This window comes from Serratia sp. BIGb0234 (assembly GCF_024809915.1).
Lineage (GTDB): Bacteria > Pseudomonadota > Gammaproteobacteria > Enterobacterales > Enterobacteriaceae > Serratia > Serratia liquefaciens.
Genome location: NZ_JANUEI010000002.1, coordinates 583,146 through 598,545, shown reverse-complemented (window position 1 = coordinate 598,545; position 15,400 = coordinate 583,146). Strand labels below are relative to the sequence as shown.

15 protein-coding genes are annotated in these 15,400 nt (G+C 58.5%); 11 read left to right on the top strand and 4 right to left on the bottom strand.

Features of this window, described 5'->3' with window-relative positions; genetic code table 11:
- Positions 1–110 precede the first annotated feature (110 nt).
- Positions 111–758: a DNA oxidative demethylase AlkB gene (gene alkB, locus M2407_RS09855; protein ID WP_020827704.1), complete on the top strand. Its 648-nt coding sequence runs from the start codon at positions 111–113 to the stop codon at positions 756–758.
- Here the strand turns inward: alkB and M2407_RS09850 are convergent.
- A complete protein-coding gene (locus tag M2407_RS09850) occupies positions 741–1,676 on the bottom strand; it encodes a LysR family transcriptional regulator (RefSeq protein ID WP_201896224.1) in 936 nt (311 codons plus the stop codon). The two genes, alkB and M2407_RS09850, sit on opposite strands and share 18 nt — an antisense overlap.
- A gap of 84 nt (positions 1,677–1,760) precedes the next feature.
- Between M2407_RS09850 and M2407_RS09845 the strand changes: the two genes are divergently transcribed.
- Positions 1,761–2,390: an alanyl-tRNA editing protein gene (locus M2407_RS09845; RefSeq protein WP_116690169.1), complete on the top strand. Its 630-nt coding sequence runs from the start codon at positions 1,761–1,763 to the stop codon at positions 2,388–2,390.
- A 16-nt stretch (positions 2,391–2,406) separates the two neighbouring features.
- On the opposite strand, the gene M2407_RS09840 is transcribed toward M2407_RS09845, so the two are convergent.
- Positions 2,407–2,655 (bottom strand): hypothetical protein, encoded by a 249-nt coding sequence (locus tag M2407_RS09840; protein ID WP_048762549.1) that lies wholly within the window; start codon positions 2,653–2,655, stop codon positions 2,407–2,409.
- 175 nt (positions 2,656–2,830) lie between these two features.
- Here M2407_RS09840 and M2407_RS09835 point away from each other — a divergent pair, with 175 nt between their 5' ends.
- From M2407_RS09835 to M2407_RS09800, 8 genes are all read left to right on the top strand, one after another.
- Positions 2,831–4,456, top strand: a complete 1,626-nt coding sequence (locus M2407_RS09835; RefSeq protein ID WP_259217833.1) for a TIGR04028 family ABC transporter substrate-binding protein — start codon at positions 2,831–2,833, stop codon at positions 4,454–4,456.
- A gap of 10 nt (positions 4,457–4,466) precedes the next feature.
- A complete protein-coding gene (locus M2407_RS09830; protein ID WP_046373137.1) occupies positions 4,467–5,411 on the top strand; it encodes an ABC transporter permease in 945 nt (314 codons plus the stop codon).
- Entirely contained in the window at positions 5,408–6,298 is an 891-nt protein-coding gene (locus M2407_RS09825; protein ID WP_115058480.1) for an ABC transporter permease, read from the top strand. Before M2407_RS09830 ends, M2407_RS09825 begins: the two co-directional genes overlap by 4 nt.
- A complete protein-coding gene (locus tag M2407_RS09820) occupies positions 6,295–7,971 on the top strand; it encodes an ABC transporter ATP-binding protein (protein WP_259217830.1) in 1,677 nt (558 codons plus the stop codon). Before M2407_RS09825 ends, M2407_RS09820 begins: the two co-directional genes overlap by 4 nt.
- Positions 7,961–9,007: a putative FMN-dependent luciferase-like monooxygenase gene (locus tag M2407_RS09815; RefSeq protein ID WP_020827696.1), complete on the top strand. Its 1,047-nt coding sequence runs from the start codon at positions 7,961–7,963 to the stop codon at positions 9,005–9,007. Before M2407_RS09820 ends, M2407_RS09815 begins: the two co-directional genes overlap by 11 nt.
- Positions 9,004–10,122 (top strand): alkylhydroperoxidase domain protein, encoded by a 1,119-nt coding sequence (locus M2407_RS09810; RefSeq protein ID WP_259217829.1) that lies wholly within the window; start codon positions 9,004–9,006, stop codon positions 10,120–10,122. Before M2407_RS09815 ends, M2407_RS09810 begins: the two co-directional genes overlap by 4 nt.
- A 258-nt stretch (positions 10,123–10,380) precedes the next feature.
- On the top strand, positions 10,381–11,289 hold the full coding sequence (locus M2407_RS09805) for a sugar glycosyltransferase (RefSeq protein WP_122079831.1): 909 nt from the start codon (positions 10,381–10,383) through the stop codon (positions 11,287–11,289).
- Positions 11,267–12,442: an O-antigen ligase gene (locus M2407_RS09800; protein WP_259217825.1), complete on the top strand. Its 1,176-nt coding sequence runs from the start codon at positions 11,267–11,269 to the stop codon at positions 12,440–12,442. Before M2407_RS09805 ends, M2407_RS09800 begins: the two co-directional genes overlap by 23 nt.
- Here the strand turns inward: M2407_RS09800 and M2407_RS09795 are convergent.
- Both M2407_RS09795 and M2407_RS09790 read right to left on the bottom strand, forming a co-directional pair.
- Entirely contained in the window at positions 12,423–13,529 is a 1,107-nt protein-coding gene (locus M2407_RS09795) for a glycosyltransferase family 9 protein (protein WP_259217823.1), read from the bottom strand. The two genes, M2407_RS09800 and M2407_RS09795, sit on opposite strands and share 20 nt — an antisense overlap.
- 147 nt (positions 13,530–13,676) lie before the next feature.
- On the bottom strand, positions 13,677–14,312 hold the full coding sequence (locus M2407_RS09790) for a flavodoxin family protein (protein ID WP_020827691.1): 636 nt from the start codon (positions 14,310–14,312) through the stop codon (positions 13,677–13,679).
- A gap of 121 nt (positions 14,313–14,433) precedes the next feature.
- Between M2407_RS09790 and M2407_RS09785 the strand changes: the two genes are divergently transcribed.
- Positions 14,434–15,315: a LysR substrate-binding domain-containing protein gene (locus M2407_RS09785; protein WP_048762554.1), complete on the top strand. Its 882-nt coding sequence runs from the start codon at positions 14,434–14,436 to the stop codon at positions 15,313–15,315.
- Positions 15,316–15,400 lie beyond the last annotated feature (85 nt).

The following is a 15,400-nucleotide window of genomic DNA, read 5'->3' as shown; positions in this document are numbered from 1 at the left end:
TGCCGCTACTCTAGAGAAGTGTAGCGCTAACAACAATGCGGCGCATCAGGCTGGACAATCGCCAACGGCAAGTTAAAATAAATACTGTGTATTAATACAGGTGTTTTGTCATGACCCTCGATCTTTTTGAAGACTCCGTGCCGCCGCCGTGGCGGGAACAGATTGCGCCAGGCGCGGTGGTGATGCACGGTTTTGTGCGCGATCACGGCCCAGAACTGCTGGCGGCGGTGCATGGGGTGATTGCTCAGGTGCCCTGGCGGCACATGACTACGCCGGGCGGTCATGTGATGTCGGTGGCGATGAGCTGGTGCGGTAACGGCTGGAGCAGCGACAGCCGCGGTTACCGCTATTCGGAACGCGATTCGCGCAGTGGCAAACGTTGGCCGCCGATCCCGGATATCCTGATGGCGCTGGCGGATGAAGCGGCACAGCAGGCGGGCTTTGCCCCGTTTGTGCCGGATTCCTGCCTGATGAACCGCTACGATCCGGGCAGCAAGCTGTCATTGCATCAGGACAAAGACGAGCATGATTTCGGTTCGCCGATCGTTTCCGTTTCCCTCGGGCTGCCGGCGGTATTCCAGTTCGGCGGCATGCAACGTAGCGATCGGGCCCAGCGCATTCCTTTGGCGCACGGCGACGTGGTGGTGTGGGGCGGCCCGTCGCGGCTGTGTTTTCACGGCATTATGCCGATCAAGGAAGGCTACCATTCGCTGGTGGGGCCGCACCGTATCAATATCACCTTACGCAAGGCGCTTTAGCTGCGGCTCTTTCGCCAGGCAGGCCACCAGATAGTCGATAAACACCCGCAGCTTGGGAGGCAGGTACTGATTGGGGGCATACAGCAACCACAGCCCGCCGTGGTAACTGCTGAGGAAATCCCATTGCGGCAGCACCTGCACCACTTCGCCGTCGTCCAGCGCCTGACGGGCGGTAAAGTACGGCAGGCTGCCAATGCCAATGTGCTGTTTCACCGCATCCAGCCGCACGCCGGTATGGTTGGCGGCGTAGCGCCCACGTACGTTGACCGTCACCGTTTTCCCGGCCTGGCGGAATTTCCAACGGGCGTCGTTCGGCGTTTCACCCAGATAAATGCAGCTGTGCTGCGCCAAATCCTGCGGATGCTGCGGCGTTCCCTGCTGTGCCAGATAAGCCGGTGTGGCGCACAGCAGGTGGTCGATGGTCATCAGTTGGCGGCCAATCAGCCCAGGGGAAGGGCGTTCGGTAATGCGTAGCGCCAGATCGACCCGATCATCAATCAAATCCATATAGCGGTCTTCCAGCCGCAGGCGAACGTCTACTTTGGGATAGCGGCGTAAAAACGCCGGTATATGCGGGTGCAGTACATAGCGCCCTACCGCCTTGGGCACGCTGACGCTGACCAAGCCTTCAGGCTCTACTGCACCGCGCCCGCTGAACTCCATCACCGAGTGCGCGGCGTCCAGCATGCTGCGGCAGCGTTGAAATACTTCTTCGCCCTGTTCGCTTAGCCGCAATTTGCGCGTGGTGCGGTGTAGCAGTTGCAATGCTAACGCCTGTTCCAGTTTAGCCACGCTGCGGCTGGCGGCAGAGGGGGATGTGCCCAGTCGACGGGCGGCGGCGGAAAAACTGCCGCTCTCCACCACCTGGACAAACACGGCCATTTCGGCCAGCAGCGAATGAGAGAGATTTGTGCTCACAGCGCAAAGGTCCATTGTGTTATTGACGGATTATCCTTTGATTATGGCATGAATATAATGGGCTCTCTAATCAGGAGAAAAACCATGACCGAACGGCTTTATTATTACAGCGACGAATTACAGGGCGCAGCGCAGGTGCTGGCCTGTACCCCGATGGAAGAGGGTGGATACGCGATAGAGCTGGACGCCACATTGTTTCACCCGCAGGGCGGCGGACAACCGGCCGACGGCGGTAAGCTTGGCGGCATCCCGGTGCTACGCGTGGTGCAGCAGGGCGACAAGGTGCTGCATTTCACCGCCGAGCCGTTGGCCGCAGGGCCGGTGAGCGTGCAGGTTGATGGTGAACAGCGTCGGTTGCATACCCGTTGGCACTCCGCCGGGCATCTGATCGGCTGGCTGGGGGAAACCCGCGGCTGGCAACCGGTGAAGGCGCACCACTGGCCGGGCGAAGGGCGGATCACTTTCACACCGGGCGCTGAGCCACAAACGCTGGATCAGGATTTTCTTCAGGCGGAGCTGGCAAGGCTGATTGCGGCAGACCTTCCGCGCAGACAGGTGGCGGTTGACGGCCTGCGGCAGGTGGGATTTGGCGAACTGCCGACCTATGGCTGCGGTGGCACCCATGTGCCCTCGCTGGCGGAGCTGGGCGCGGTAAACATCACGGCGCTCAAAGTGAAAAAAGGCCAGTTGATTGTTCAGTACGCGCTAGATTAAAACGTCGTCCGGGTGGCTATTTCGCCGGCCCGGCCTGCCGCAGCATGGTGCAGAACGCGCACTGGCATCCCGCCTGCGGCAACGCCGCGCAGGTACCGATATTGACCGGTTGCGCGTCCATCGCGTGAAAACCGTAAAACATATTCTCCAGGCTGTTTTCCGCTGCGCGCGCCTGTTCAGGCCTTGGCTCGGGCACCTTGGACTGAAACGCGGCGGCCCGACCGGCCAACAGGCCAAGGAACAACAGCGAAAGCTGAATTTTCATTTTCGTCTCCCCGATGTGATTTCTGATACGTTATAACAAAACACCCATTCTGCCAACCGTCGCTGCCTTGTGCATTTTCCGCCATAGGTTAGCGAAATTAGTTCGTTCAACTCCCCGCCGATTTGGTTTGTTATCTAATCCATAACATTCTGAAATAAAGAAGGCGTGGCACACTATGTTTAAGTTCTCTTTCAATAGATTAACCAGCGGAATAACAGTGGCATTGGGCTTGGCGGTGGCGGCTACTCCGGCGCTGGCGTCGGTGCAGGGCGGCACGCTGATCTACCTGGAACAGCAGGCGCACACCAACCTTTATCCGCCTTCCGGCGGCTTCTACCCCAACGGCGGCATCCTCAACCAGATCACCGACAAGCTGACCTACCAGAACCCCAAAACGCTGGAGATTGAGCCGTGGATCGCCGAATCCTGGAGCAGTAATGCCGACAAAACCGAATACACCTTCAAGCTCCGGCCGGGCGTGACCTTCTCGGACGGTACGCCGCTGGACGCCAACGCGGTGGCGAAGAACTTCGATACCTATGGCCTGGGCAACAAAGAGAAACGTCTGCCGGTCTCCGAGGTGATCAATAACTATGACCACAGTGAAGTGATCGATCCCTTGACCGTGAAGTTCTACTTCAAGCGCTCTTCGCCGGGTTTCCTGCAGGGAACCGCCACCATAGGGTCAGGGCTGGTTTCTCTCAGCACCTTAAACCGCAGCTATGACGAATTGGGTGACGCGCGCCATATCATAGGTTCCGGCCCGTTCGTGGTCAGTGCCGAAATGCTGGGGCGCGAAGTGGATCTCAGCGTGCGCAAAGATTACCGCTGGGGCCCGGCCAGGCTGACGCAGCAGGGGCGCGCCAATCTGGACGGTATCAAGGTGATCGTGACCGGCGAAGACAGCGTACGTATTGGCGCATTGCAGGCCGGACAGGCGGACTTTATTCGCCAGATCCAGGCCTATGACGAGAAACAAACCCAGGATCAGGGTTTCACTATCTACGCCGCCCCAACGCGCGGCGTCAATGACAGCGTGGCCTTCCGGCCGGACAACCCGTTGGTGAGCGACCTGCGCGTGCGTCAGGCATTGCTGCACGCCACCGACAGCAAGCAAATCGTCGAGACGCTGTTCTCCGTTAACTATCCGCAGGCCAAATCGGTGATTGCTTCTTCCGCCGCCGGTTTTGTCGACCTTTCCGCCAAACTGAAATTCGACCCGGATCTGGCTAACCGTCTGCTGGATGAAGCCGGCTGGAAGAAGGGCGGCGACGGTCTGCGTGAGAAGGACGGCAAAAAACTGTTGCTGAACGTTTATGAATCGCTGCCGCAACCGCAGAACAAGGCGGTGCTACAGCTGGTTTCGCAGCAGTGGGGCAAAGTTGGCGCGCGCTTGAACATTCTGGCGGGCGACGCCGGCAGCAAGGTGGCGGATAACCTGGATCCGCAGAAAACCCCGGCGGCGGTGGTGGAAGTGGGACGGGCCGATCCGGATGTGATTAAAAGTCAGTTCTACCCAACCAACCGCGATGCGCTGTTACAGCAAGGCGGGACGGGCAAAAACAGCGCATTTAAAGATGACAAGCTGAACGCGCTGCTGCTGGGCATCGCTTCAGAGGTGGATGCCCAAAAACGCCTGCAGATTGCCGGCGAGGCGCAAAACTACCTGCTCGATCAGGCCTACGTGATACCGTTCTTCGAAGAGCCGCAGGTGTTTGCCGGAGCGCCTTATCTCAAGGGCGTAAGTTTTGAAGCGGTCGGCCGCCCGAGTTTCTACGGCGCATGGCTGGAAAAACGCTGAGGAGACCATGATGAGCCGATATCTGGCACGGCGTATCGGGCAGGCGCTGCTGGTGCTGTGGGCGACCTTTAGCCTGTCGTTTATCTTACTGCAGGTGCTGCCGGGTGATGCCATTCTGATTAAGTTTCAGAACCCGGACATGGGCCTCAGCCCGGCGCAGATCGCCGATATGCGCGCGGCCTATGGCGCCGATGTGTCGCTGTGGCAGCAGTATCTGCATGCGCTGGGCAACGTGCTGCGCGGGGATCTCGGCTATTCCATTCAGGCCGGCGTGCCGGTGACGGAGCTGTTGGCCACCAACTTGCCCGCCACGTTGCAACTGGCGCTATTGGGGTTTTCGCTGGCGCTGATCCTGGCGTTGGCGTTGGCCTTTATCTCCAATTTGACCCGCTTTGGCTGGCTGAGGTCATTGCTGCAGTCTCTGCCATCGCTGTTTGTCTCGGTGCCGACCTTCTGGTTGGGCATTGTGCTGATCCAGCTGTTTTCTTTTCGGCTCAAGCTGATCCCGGTGATCAATCCGGGAGAGTGGGAAGGGCTGATCCTGCCGATTGTGACGCTGGCAATACCGATTTCCGCCCCGCTGGCGCAGATCCTGATCCGCAGTATCGACCAGGTACAAACCCAACCCTTTGTCGCCGTGGCCCGTGCCAAAGGCGCCAGCCGCAGCCGGGTGCTGTGGCGGCACGTGGCGCGTAACGCCATGCTGCCGGTGCTGACCATCGCCGGTATTTTACTCGGCGAACTGATCGCCGGCGCCTTGATCACCGAAACCGTGTTTGGCCGCAGCGGGCTGGGGCAACTCACCTTGCAGGCGGTGCTGAATCAGGACGTCGCGGTGCTGCAAGCGATCGTGGTGATTTCCGCCGCCGCTTTCGTCACCCTCAATCTGCTGGTGGATCTGCTGTTCCCGCTGCTGGATCCGCGATTGAAAACCCATACAGGAGCCGCCGTATGAGCAGTATCTCGTTTGAGAAATCCAGCGTGCCGGAGCGCGATCTGGGCGCGGTGGAAAGCGAAGGCACTTTGCCAACGCACCGTCCGCGCCGCCGTCGTGTACCGCTGACGCTGTTGCTGGCCTGGGCGGTGATTGCCATTGCGGTGCTGTGGGCGCTGGCACCGCAGCTGTTCACGGCCTACAGCGGCACCGAAGGCATTGCCGGGGCGCAGCGTTTGGCACCGGGGGGCGAACATTGGTTGGGCACCGATCAACTGGGGCGCGATCTCTATGCGCGCATTGTTTATGGCGCTTCGCAGACGCTGTCCGCCGCGCTGGTGGCGGTCGCTTTAGGCCTGCTGTTGGGCACCGCGCTGGGGCTGATTGCCGGTGCGGTGGGCGGCATCGCGGATGACGCGGTGATGCGCCTTGTCGACGTGTTGCTGTCGATTCCCGGTCTGCTGCTGTCGTTGAGCATCATTATTTTGCTGGGCTTCGGCACGGTTAACGCCGCCATCGCCGTGGGGATTACCTCGGTGGCGAACTTTGCCCGCCTGGCGCGCGCCGAGGTGGTACGGGTACGCCACAGCGATTACGTCGAGGCGGCCTATGGCAGCGGCGGTACCTTCTGGGCGGTGCTGTGGCGGCACATTTTGCCGAACTCGTTAACCTCGGTAATTGCCTTCTCGGCATTGCAGTTCGGCAGCGCGATTCTGGCGATTGCTACCTTGAGCTTCCTGGGTTACGGCACGCCCCCGCCGACGCCAGAGTGGGGGCTGCTGATCGCCGAAGGGCGCAACTATATTTCCACCGCCTGGTGGCTAACCACCTTCCCGGGGCTGGCGGTCGTGGCGGTGGTTCTGGCGGCCAACCGCATCAGCCGCGCATTGGGGAGAACGCCAGTATGAGTATTCAGAGCGCATTACAACGGGCGAGCGCCACACCACCGGTACTGGAGCTGGAACAGGTTTCGATCGCCTATCAGGGCGCGGCTGGCAATCAGCGGGTGGTGCATCAGGTGTCGTTTGCCATTCAGCCTGGGGAAGTGGTGGCGCTGGTCGGCGAGTCCGGTTCCGGCAAAACCACCACCGCGCAGGCAATCATTGGTTTGCTGACGGAAAACGGTCGCCTGGAGCAGGGGGCAATACGGCTGAACGGCACCGACATCAGCCACTGGTCATCAAAGCGTCTGGATGCGGTACGCGGGGCGCAAATCAGTTTGATCCCACAAGATCCCTCCAGCTCACTCAATCCGGTGAAAACCATTGGCGATCAGGTGGCAGAGATCATCAACATTCACCGTCGGCTGCCGCGCAAGCAGCTGCAGCAGCGGGTGGTGGCGTTGTTGACCCGCGTCGGTTTGACGCATCCGGAGCTGCGGGCGCGTCAGTATCCGCACGAGCTTTCCGGCGGCATGAAACAGCGGGTGTTGATCGCCATTGCCATTGCACTGCAACCGGCGTTGATTATCGCCGATGAGCCGACCAGTGCGCTGGATGTCACGGTGCAAAAACGCATTCTCGATCTGATCGACGAACTGCGGCAGGAGTTTGGCACTGCGGTGCTGCTGGTGACCCACGATCTGGCGGTGGCGGCGGAACGCGCCGATCGGCTGCTGGTATTTCGCCATGGCCGGGTACAGGAGCAGGGAGTGACTGCCGATGTGCTGCGCGCCCCTGCCAGCGACTATACCCGCCGGCTGTTTGCTGACGTGCCCTCATTGAGCCGTGCAGTGGTGCCGCAACCCGGTCACCGCACGCAGGAGCTGGCGATCCAGGTCAATGGGCTGGTGAAAGATTTCCCCCTGGCCGGTAGCGGTGGCAAAACTTATCGGGCGCTGGACCAGGTGTCGTTCAGCGTGCCTGGCGGCACTACCCATGCGCTGGTGGGGGAGTCCGGCTCCGGTAAAACCACATTGGCGCGCTGCCTGCTCGGTTTCCAACGGCCGGACGCCGGGCAAATCATTATCGACGGCGTCGACTTTACGCGCTTGAAGGGCGAAGCGTTGCGCCAGTTCCGCCGCCGCATTCAGCTGGTGTATCAGAACCCATTCGGTTCGCTCGATCCGTCCCAGACGTTGTATCAGGTGATTGAAGAGCCGCTGCTGAATTTCGAGCCGCTGACCCAGGCCGAGCGCTATCGCCGGGTGCGAGATTTGTTTGAACGCGTGGCGCTACCGAACGAATTGCTGAGCCGTAAACCTCGCGAACTTTCCGGTGGCCAGCGACAGCGGGTGGCGATCGCCCGGGCGCTGGTGCTGCAGCCGCGGGTACTGGTGCTGGATGAAGCCACTTCGGCATTGGATGTCACGGTTCAGGCGCAGATCCTGCGGTTGCTGCAGGATTTGCAGCAGGAATTGGGGCTGACCTATTTGTTTATCTCACACGACCTGGCCACGGTCAGGCAGATTTCCCACAGCGTTTCGGTGTTGCACCGCGGCGTGCAGGTGGACAGCGGGGCGACCGGTGAGCTGTTCGCCATGCCGGGCAGCGATTACACACGTCAGCTGATTGAAGCCATTCCCGGCCGTCAGCTTTATGCCGAACAGCCCCAGATTGAGGATGCATTCTATGAGCAGTAAAAGACTCGGTTTTTTCACCCGGCTGCTGGATCAGGGCAGTGCGCAACAGCGCTATCGGCTGGCGACCGAACAGATCGTGCATGCCGAACGGGCCGGCTTTGACAGCGCCTGGGTGGCGCAGCACCATTTTCATGAGGACGAGGGCGGCCTGCCTTCACCGCTGGTGTTTCTGGCGCAGGTGGCGGCGCGAACCCGCCATATCCGGCTCGGCACCGGGGTGATCACGCTGCCGATGGAGTCTGCGATTCGGGTGGCCGAAGACACTGCGGTGCTGGATCTGCTGTCCGACGGCAGGTTGGAAGTCGGTATCGCTGCAGGCGGCACGCCTTCTTCGTTTAGCGCCTTCGGTTTCGACGCCGCACAGCGTCACGCGGTGTTTGCCGACAATTTCAGCACCCTGCTGCGAGCCTGGCGCGGTGAGGCCCTGGGTGGCGAAGATAACCGCCTGTATCCGGCGGCACCGCAGTTGGCCGAACGGGTCTGGCAGGCGACCTTTTCGGTGGAAGGCGGCGAGCGCGCCGGGCGGGCCGGTGACGGCCTGATGCTGTCGCGTACTCAGCCGCGCCCGGCAGATGCGCCGGATTTGCCGCTGGACGAATTGCAGAACCCGATTATCGACGCCTATCTGGCGGCGCTGCCGCCCGGCATTGCGCCGCGCATCATGGGATCGCGCACCGCATTGGTAACCGACCATGGCCAACAGGCGCGGGACTTTGCCGCCAAAGGGTTGAGCCGTGGACTTGAGCGCCTGCGCGCCAGTGGCCACCGGCCGTCCGACGAGTCGCTTGATGGGCTGATCCGCGCTTTTGACGTGCACCTTGGCACCCCGGAGCAGGTGATTGCTTCATTGCAAAAAGACAGCGCGCTGGCGCGAGTGACCGATCTGGCATTCCAGGTGCACTCTATCGATCCACCGCACGCCACCATCCTGCGTTCTATTGAGTTGATCGCCCGCCACGTTGCCCCGGAGCTGGGCTGGCAACGCCGCAATCCCGCATCCGTCTCCTACGAACATCACGCTGAGGAAAAGGTATGACTGCAACATTGCTCCCTAAAGATTTGCTGGCTGAGCTGGCAGAGAACGCCCCCAATTCTGCATTGGCTCAGGCCAGAGCTACCCGACAAGTGGCGACAGATGCGATTCAGGCCAGCTATCTGGCGCTGTTCTCACCCGCTGATGCCGGCGATTTCCCCGTCGTGCAACGGTTGCAGCTCGCGCAGCGCATCAGCGAATGGCATGCGGACAAGCTGCTTGCTGCACACTACGGCACCTTGTTGCAGCAGGAGGGGGGCGTTCAGCCTGGCCCGCATTTGCAGGCAGCGTTCGATCACGCCGAAAGGCTGGCGTTCAAACCCGCCAGTGCCGACGCGCAGCATTTGCAGGCATTGCAACAGGCCGGCTGGTCGCTGGACGCTATCGTCACCCTGTCGCAGCTGATCGCCTTTGTTAGTTTCCAGAGCCGCTTGCTGACGGGTTATCGGCTGCTTGAAGGAAAACCACTCGAAAGCTCCGGCGGAGCACCCGTCAGGGCTGGCGGGTGGCGTACCGAATCCGTGACTCTTGGCGGCCGCCACGCACCACCGGTGTTTACCCGCCAGGAACTGGGTTGGGAGCCCTGGATTGCCGCCAAGCCGCTGGCAGAGTTTGATGAGCAAGGCCAGGCGCTTTTGACGCGCTTCGGGCACAGCGACTCGGATTATTTCCGCCTGCTGGCGCGTAACCATCCGGTGCTGGAGCAGAGAACGTTGGCGGATCGCGCCATTTTCTACACGCCGGGTGGGTTGGAACGTAAGGATCGCGAGCTGGCGGCAACGGTGGCCAGTAAGGTGAATGGCTGCATCTATTGCGCTTCGGTGCATGCCCGCAAGGCGGCGCAGTTGTCCAAGCAAACGGATGAGGTACAGCGGCTGCTGGATGTGGCCCCGGGCGGCATTTTGAGCGAGGGGCAAGGGGAGCCGTGGCGGACTCAGATAGACTTCGCCGCTGCGCTGTCCGCCACGCCGCCACAGGTCAATGCCGGGCATCTGGCGGCATTGCGCGAGCAAGGGTTGGACGAACTGGCGTTGCTGGATCTGGTGCAATCGACCGCGTTCTTCGCCTGGGCCAATCGGCTGATGCTGACGCTCGGCGAGCCTTTCGACGATCTATAAATAACCCTTAGCACAATCCACGTTAATGGGGCGAAAGTATGCGCCCCTAGGCAATTAAAGAATAATTATTACCGTTCCCTACAGGTTTTTAACTCGGTTAACAAATCCACACACCTCTTTTCGTTAACATTACGAAGAATTCAAAATGCAATAATTGCCCATGTTCATTAATGCTCAGATACTCAGCCCTACAATAAATCTAATGCGGTCAGGACAGTTCTGTTCGGCGCAAATACATTTTTACAGGGCAGGGATACGATGGGCAGTTTTCTTAAGCAGGTGTATCGTTATTCTCATTCACGGCCTTATCGGCACAATGAAAATCTCTGGCCCTACGTAAAAATCGAACGTGCAGACAGCGGCGAGATTGCCGAATTACATTATAAAAAGCAGACTGTTCCTATAGTGACGCTGTCAGCTGTTAAAGACAGCTGCAAGGGGCCCATATTATTGACCGCTACGGGGCCGTCGGTGAATGCCATTCGCTTTAGTGAACTGCCTGAGATGCCGGCCATCGGGGTCAATGGGGCTTTTAGTCTAAGCCAAAAGGTTAACTTTCGGTTTTATGTGATTGTCGATATGGGGTTTATCGATCGGCGGCCGGATATTATCGAAAACATTATTCAGGCGCCGGATTTAATCCTTTTCACCACGGTTCACGGCGTGGCGAAAATTATTGATTGCTTCACCCTGGCAGGCGTGAAATGCCGGTTTTCAGTGGTTGAGGACGCGAGCTGCAAAATTTACAGCCCCCAAATTCCTCTCTCGGCATTGTGGGACCATTATCACAAAGACCGCAGCGTTTTTTTCTCGCCTGGCAACAAAACCATCGCCTTCAGCCACGATATTCGACACGGAGTTTTTGATGCCGGCACGGTAGTGTATTGGGCTTTTCAGATCATTGCCTTTCTTGGGTTTAAACAGCTATTTATTGCCGGGCTGGATATGAATAACTTTAATTTGCCGCGTTTTTATGAAACTCATGAAAACAAGCTGCCGACATTTTTGCCGGAGAAGGTCGATGACCTGATTATTCCGGCATTTAGCCATGCCGGTGAGAGAATGAAGATGAGAAAAATGGTGATTAGAAACTTTTCATTAAACAGCGCAATAGATACCGGTATTTTTGAAAAGGTTGATAGTAATGATTTTTTCAAAAATAATTGAGTTCACCGAACGACTCTCTTTTTACGCCATGCTGGCCTTTTCTTTTTTTAGCGCCATTTTTTGCGGTTTTACCCGGGTCAATAATTTATTCCACCTCGCGGCATTCTTTTTTCTGCTGACGCTGGCCACACGCCCCGGAGTTCGCTCGGCCTGGCTTAACCGGCGTGCCGCAAGCGCGGGAATGGCGCTGGTAGCCTGCTTTCTTGCCTATTATGCCGTCAGCAATCTTTGGGGCGGCACGCCGGATGATACGGCATCTACCCTGACGCACGGCGTTTATATCCTGCTCTATCTGGCCTTGCTGGTCACCGTATTGGAAAGTCCGGAGCGCAACCTGCTGCTTTGCGCCGTGATCGCCGGCATCACGCTGCTGTGTTTGTATCTGGCGTGCGTTGATTTCCGGGAAATTTATTCTCTCCGAGAAACTTCCGGAGCCAACCCTGGCCCGCGCAACGTGATCGACCTGGCCGGCTATGCGGCGTTGGGCATCATTCTAAGCCTGATGGTGTTCCGTGATACCGGGAAGAAAAGGGCGCTGTCAGCGATCCCGCTGTTGTTCGCTTTTATGGTGTTCACCCAAAGTCGCGGACCCCTGATGGCCTTATTGGCGGCGTTGGCGTTAACCACCTCCTATCTGGCGCTGAATAAAAAATCGCTGCTGGCCATTGCGGCCGCGGTGTTATTTGCCGTGGGTGCAGTGCTGTTTTCACCAATCGGTGAAATGTTGATTACGCGTTTTGAAGAGCTGTATCAACAGAGCTTTGTGCGGATGAGCATTTGGCGGCACAGCCTGTTGCTGGTCGAACAGGCACCGTTCTTTGGCTATGGCTTTGATAAGCAGCTGACCTTTACCAATTACACCGGCGAGTTTATTCATACTACCCATAGCCTGTATTTGGGAGCGTTGCTCAAAGGCGGGTTGGTGGGGTTTTGCCTGTTTGCCGCTTTATTGACGTTTGGCGCACAGCTGGCCGTGCGTCATCTCCGGGCCGGTCGCCGCCTGGAAGCGGCTTTGTACCTGTTTATGCTGATTTTCTACTGTTCACAGGGCATGTTTGTCATCGCGAACCCAGCCGAGTTTTGGTACCTGTTTTGGTTCCCGCTGGCGATGGTCTTTGCCCAGCCTCCGCTGATTAGCCCACCGGCGCGCTAATTTTCAGCGCGTTCGTCACTTTTTCAAACACCTCATTTTCAGTGATGATGCTGAGCGGCTGTTGGCGTTGCGCGGCATTGAGCTTTTGTTCATCCACCGGGACGTACATCACCTGATGCAATTCACTGTTTTGATAGGGGCCGGTGTGCTGTGGATTGGCGGTAACAAACAGGCTGACGGTCGGTGTTTTCAGGGCGATGGCCAGGTGCAGTGGGCCGGTGTCGCCGGTGACCAGCACCTGCATGTTCGACATCACCGCCAGCAGTTGCGGCAGGGTGGTTTTGCCAATATGGCTGACCACGCGCAACTGCTCGGCTGCCGTCAGCCCCGCCATAAACGCCCGTTCAATAGACAGTTCTTTGGGGCTGCCGATTAATTCAATCTGGTGGTGCGGCGAAGATGCCAGCAGCAGTTTCGCCAGACGAATAAACTGCGCGACCGGCCAGCAGCGCAGCGTTTCAGAAGCGCCCATTTGCAAGCCGATCGAAATTTTTCCTGCGGCTTTAGCCACTGGCGAAAACTCGACAGGAATAAACATCTCGGTGTTGTCGCTTTGGCAGCCCAACTGAGCCACCAGATCCAGCTTGCGTTGAATCAGATGGCCGCCGGTGCTGCGGCTCACGCCACACAGCCAGGGCTCCATGCCGGTGGCTTTATTACCGTAAGCGTCTTTGAAGACATATTGGCAACCGGCAATAATGGCGACCATCACATCATAAGGGGATTTGGAGTGCAGGATAATCGCCAACTGAGGCCGGTGTTGGCGCAGTTGGCGAATAACACCGAGCATGTCTTTCGCTTTATGATCCCAATAAATAACCTGATTAAAGCAGCGGCTGGTCGCGACCAACTGTTTGTTCTTGTGGCTGGAAATCAGGGTGATGTTTGCTGCCGGGTAGCGTTCACGCACCGCGCGGATCGCCGGCGTGTTAAACATCAGGTCGCCGAGGGCGCTGGTGGAAAAAATCACGATGCGTTCAAAAACCTGCTCAGGCTGAAAATGGGTCTTATCCTTAAAGTTGCCACCCAGCCGGGTATACATCCGCAGGCCAAGGTTGGCCGCCGCTATTTTCCACTGTTTTGACATCTTGTTCCGCTTTGGGTTGATGGGCATGCCGATCTGAACCCTGGCATCATATGACGTTTGTTGTGGTGGGCCAATGGGCGGCAATATCTTGCTACATATGCTTGCGCAACCTTGATAAAGGGGCAGCAAGGCTACCCCTGGGCAGCGTCAGTTTTGCCAAACCTGCGGGCTGCGCGGCGTATCCATTCGGTAGTCTGAATAGGGACGAGTGAATATCTCGCGCCCCAGCTCGCGGGCGGCTTGCAGCGGGTTACGCGGATCGCGGCTGATTTCGCCCCGGCTGTTGCCCGCGCCATGAACCAGCCCGACGAATTCGGAATGCGAATAGCGGCTGAACTCCTGAATTTGATGCACAATCCCCATCGCGGCACCGGGATAGGTTTCCTCCGAGGCTACCGCCAGCCCGATGCGTTTGCCGCTCATACGCTGATGCACCTGTTCCGCATCGGGGTAGGCGCTGGAGTAGTAGCTGAAAGAGCGGTCGAAAAAGGCTTTGGTTTGCGCCGACATGCCGTACCAGTAAAGTGGGGTGCAGAACACCGCAGCGTCCGCCGGCAGAAAATGCTCAAGGAACAGTTCGCCATAACGGTCGGCAGGCGGGGTGGCGTGGCGCTCATCCACCAAAAAACCGTTGATGTAATCGTCTAAAAAAAACAGGCTGGCGTCGGTGCCGGCCTCGGCGGCACCCGCCATGATGGCCTGCGCCAGGGTTGCACTGTTGCCGTCGCGACGTGGGCTGCCAACCAGGACGATAAGTCGTTTTGACTGATGAGATGAATTCATGTCGTTCTCCATTGATGGGGGTGTAGAACACGAGAATCAATTTAGGGTGAGTAAAGCTGTAGTGACAAATGACGGCTATTCTTTCAGGATGAGTTCAATTCATCTGTAGGGAGCCCTGACCATGTTTGCCTCGCTGCCGGTTACCGCATTGCGCACCTTTGAATCCGCCGCCCGGCTGCGTAGTTTTAAACAGGCGGCTTTGGAGTTGGCGGTGACGCCGACGGCGGTATCGCATCAGATAAAAGCGCTTGAGCAGCAGCTGGGTTTTGCATTATTCGATCGGATACCGCGGGGCGTGCGGTTGACGCCAAAGGGCGAACGTTTGTTCGCCGGAGTGCACGGCGCATTGCTCGACGTGGCAACGGTGCTGGATGCTCTGCGACCGACGCCGAGCGCGGGGTCGCTGTGCGTTTCCGTTACCCATTCCTTCGCGGCGTTGTGGTTGGTACCGCGCCTGGGGCGTTTTTATCAGGCCTATCCGCACTATTTGGTACGCCTGGAGGCCTGCGCTGAGGTGATTGATCTGCAGCAGGACGCCAGCGTAGACATTGCTATTCGTTACAGCAGCGCAAACTACCCGCAGTTGTATCAGGCGGCGCGGCTGGAAGAGAGTTTTGGCGTTTACGGCGCCCCGGGGTTTTGTGCGGCGGAGCAACCTGCGCCAACCTTGATCACCGTGCGCTGGCGGGATTCCACCCTCTACGAAACCCGCTGGCGCGATTGGTGCCTGGCTGCCGGGGTCGATTGGTGGCAGCGCCACACGACGCTGCGGGCCTATGACGAAGAGCATTATGCGCTGCAAGCGGCGGTAGCCGGGCAGGGGTTGGTGCTGGCGAGCTCGGTAATGGTGTCCGATCAGGTGCGTAATGGCTTGCTGGTACCCTATCGGCCGGATATTCGCGTGCCGGGATCGGCCTACACCGCGTTGTGTGTACCCGGGCGTGAACGGCACCCGCCGGTACGGGCATTCCTCGACTGGCTACAGCAGGAACTTGGCGGCTGATGAACAGCACAAAATAAAAGTTTTTCTGGCGTGCGGCATGGGAATATTGGATAAATTTGGTATTCCATTCCCATGAGAGAGATGT

Coding starts and splice junctions, on each gene's coding strand:
- alkB (WP_020827704.1), top strand. CDS start 111: ATGACCCTCGATCTTTTTGAAGACTCCGTGCCGCCGCCGTGGCGGGAA.
- M2407_RS09845 (WP_116690169.1), top strand. CDS start 1,761: ATGACCGAACGGCTTTATTATTACAGCGACGAATTACAGGGCGCAGCG.
- M2407_RS09840 (WP_048762549.1), bottom strand. CDS start 2,655: ATGAAAATTCAGCTTTCGCTGTTGTTCCTTGGCCTGTTGGCCGGTCGG.
- M2407_RS09835 (WP_259217833.1), top strand. CDS start 2,831: ATGTTTAAGTTCTCTTTCAATAGATTAACCAGCGGAATAACAGTGGCA.
- M2407_RS09830 (WP_046373137.1), top strand. CDS start 4,467: ATGAGCCGATATCTGGCACGGCGTATCGGGCAGGCGCTGCTGGTGCTG.
- M2407_RS09825 (WP_115058480.1), top strand. CDS start 5,408: ATGAGCAGTATCTCGTTTGAGAAATCCAGCGTGCCGGAGCGCGATCTG.
- M2407_RS09820 (WP_259217830.1), top strand. CDS start 6,295: ATGAGTATTCAGAGCGCATTACAACGGGCGAGCGCCACACCACCGGTA.
- M2407_RS09815 (WP_020827696.1), top strand. CDS start 7,961: ATGAGCAGTAAAAGACTCGGTTTTTTCACCCGGCTGCTGGATCAGGGC.
- M2407_RS09810 (WP_259217829.1), top strand. CDS start 9,004: ATGACTGCAACATTGCTCCCTAAAGATTTGCTGGCTGAGCTGGCAGAG.
- M2407_RS09805 (WP_122079831.1), top strand. CDS start 10,381: ATGGGCAGTTTTCTTAAGCAGGTGTATCGTTATTCTCATTCACGGCCT.
- M2407_RS09800 (WP_259217825.1), top strand. CDS start 11,267: ATGATTTTTTCAAAAATAATTGAGTTCACCGAACGACTCTCTTTTTAC.
- M2407_RS09795 (WP_259217823.1), bottom strand. CDS start 13,529: ATGTCAAAACAGTGGAAAATAGCGGCGGCCAACCTTGGCCTGCGGATG.
- M2407_RS09790 (WP_020827691.1), bottom strand. CDS start 14,312: ATGAATTCATCTCATCAGTCAAAACGACTTATCGTCCTGGTTGGCAGC.
- M2407_RS09785 (WP_048762554.1), top strand. CDS start 14,434: ATGTTTGCCTCGCTGCCGGTTACCGCATTGCGCACCTTTGAATCCGCC.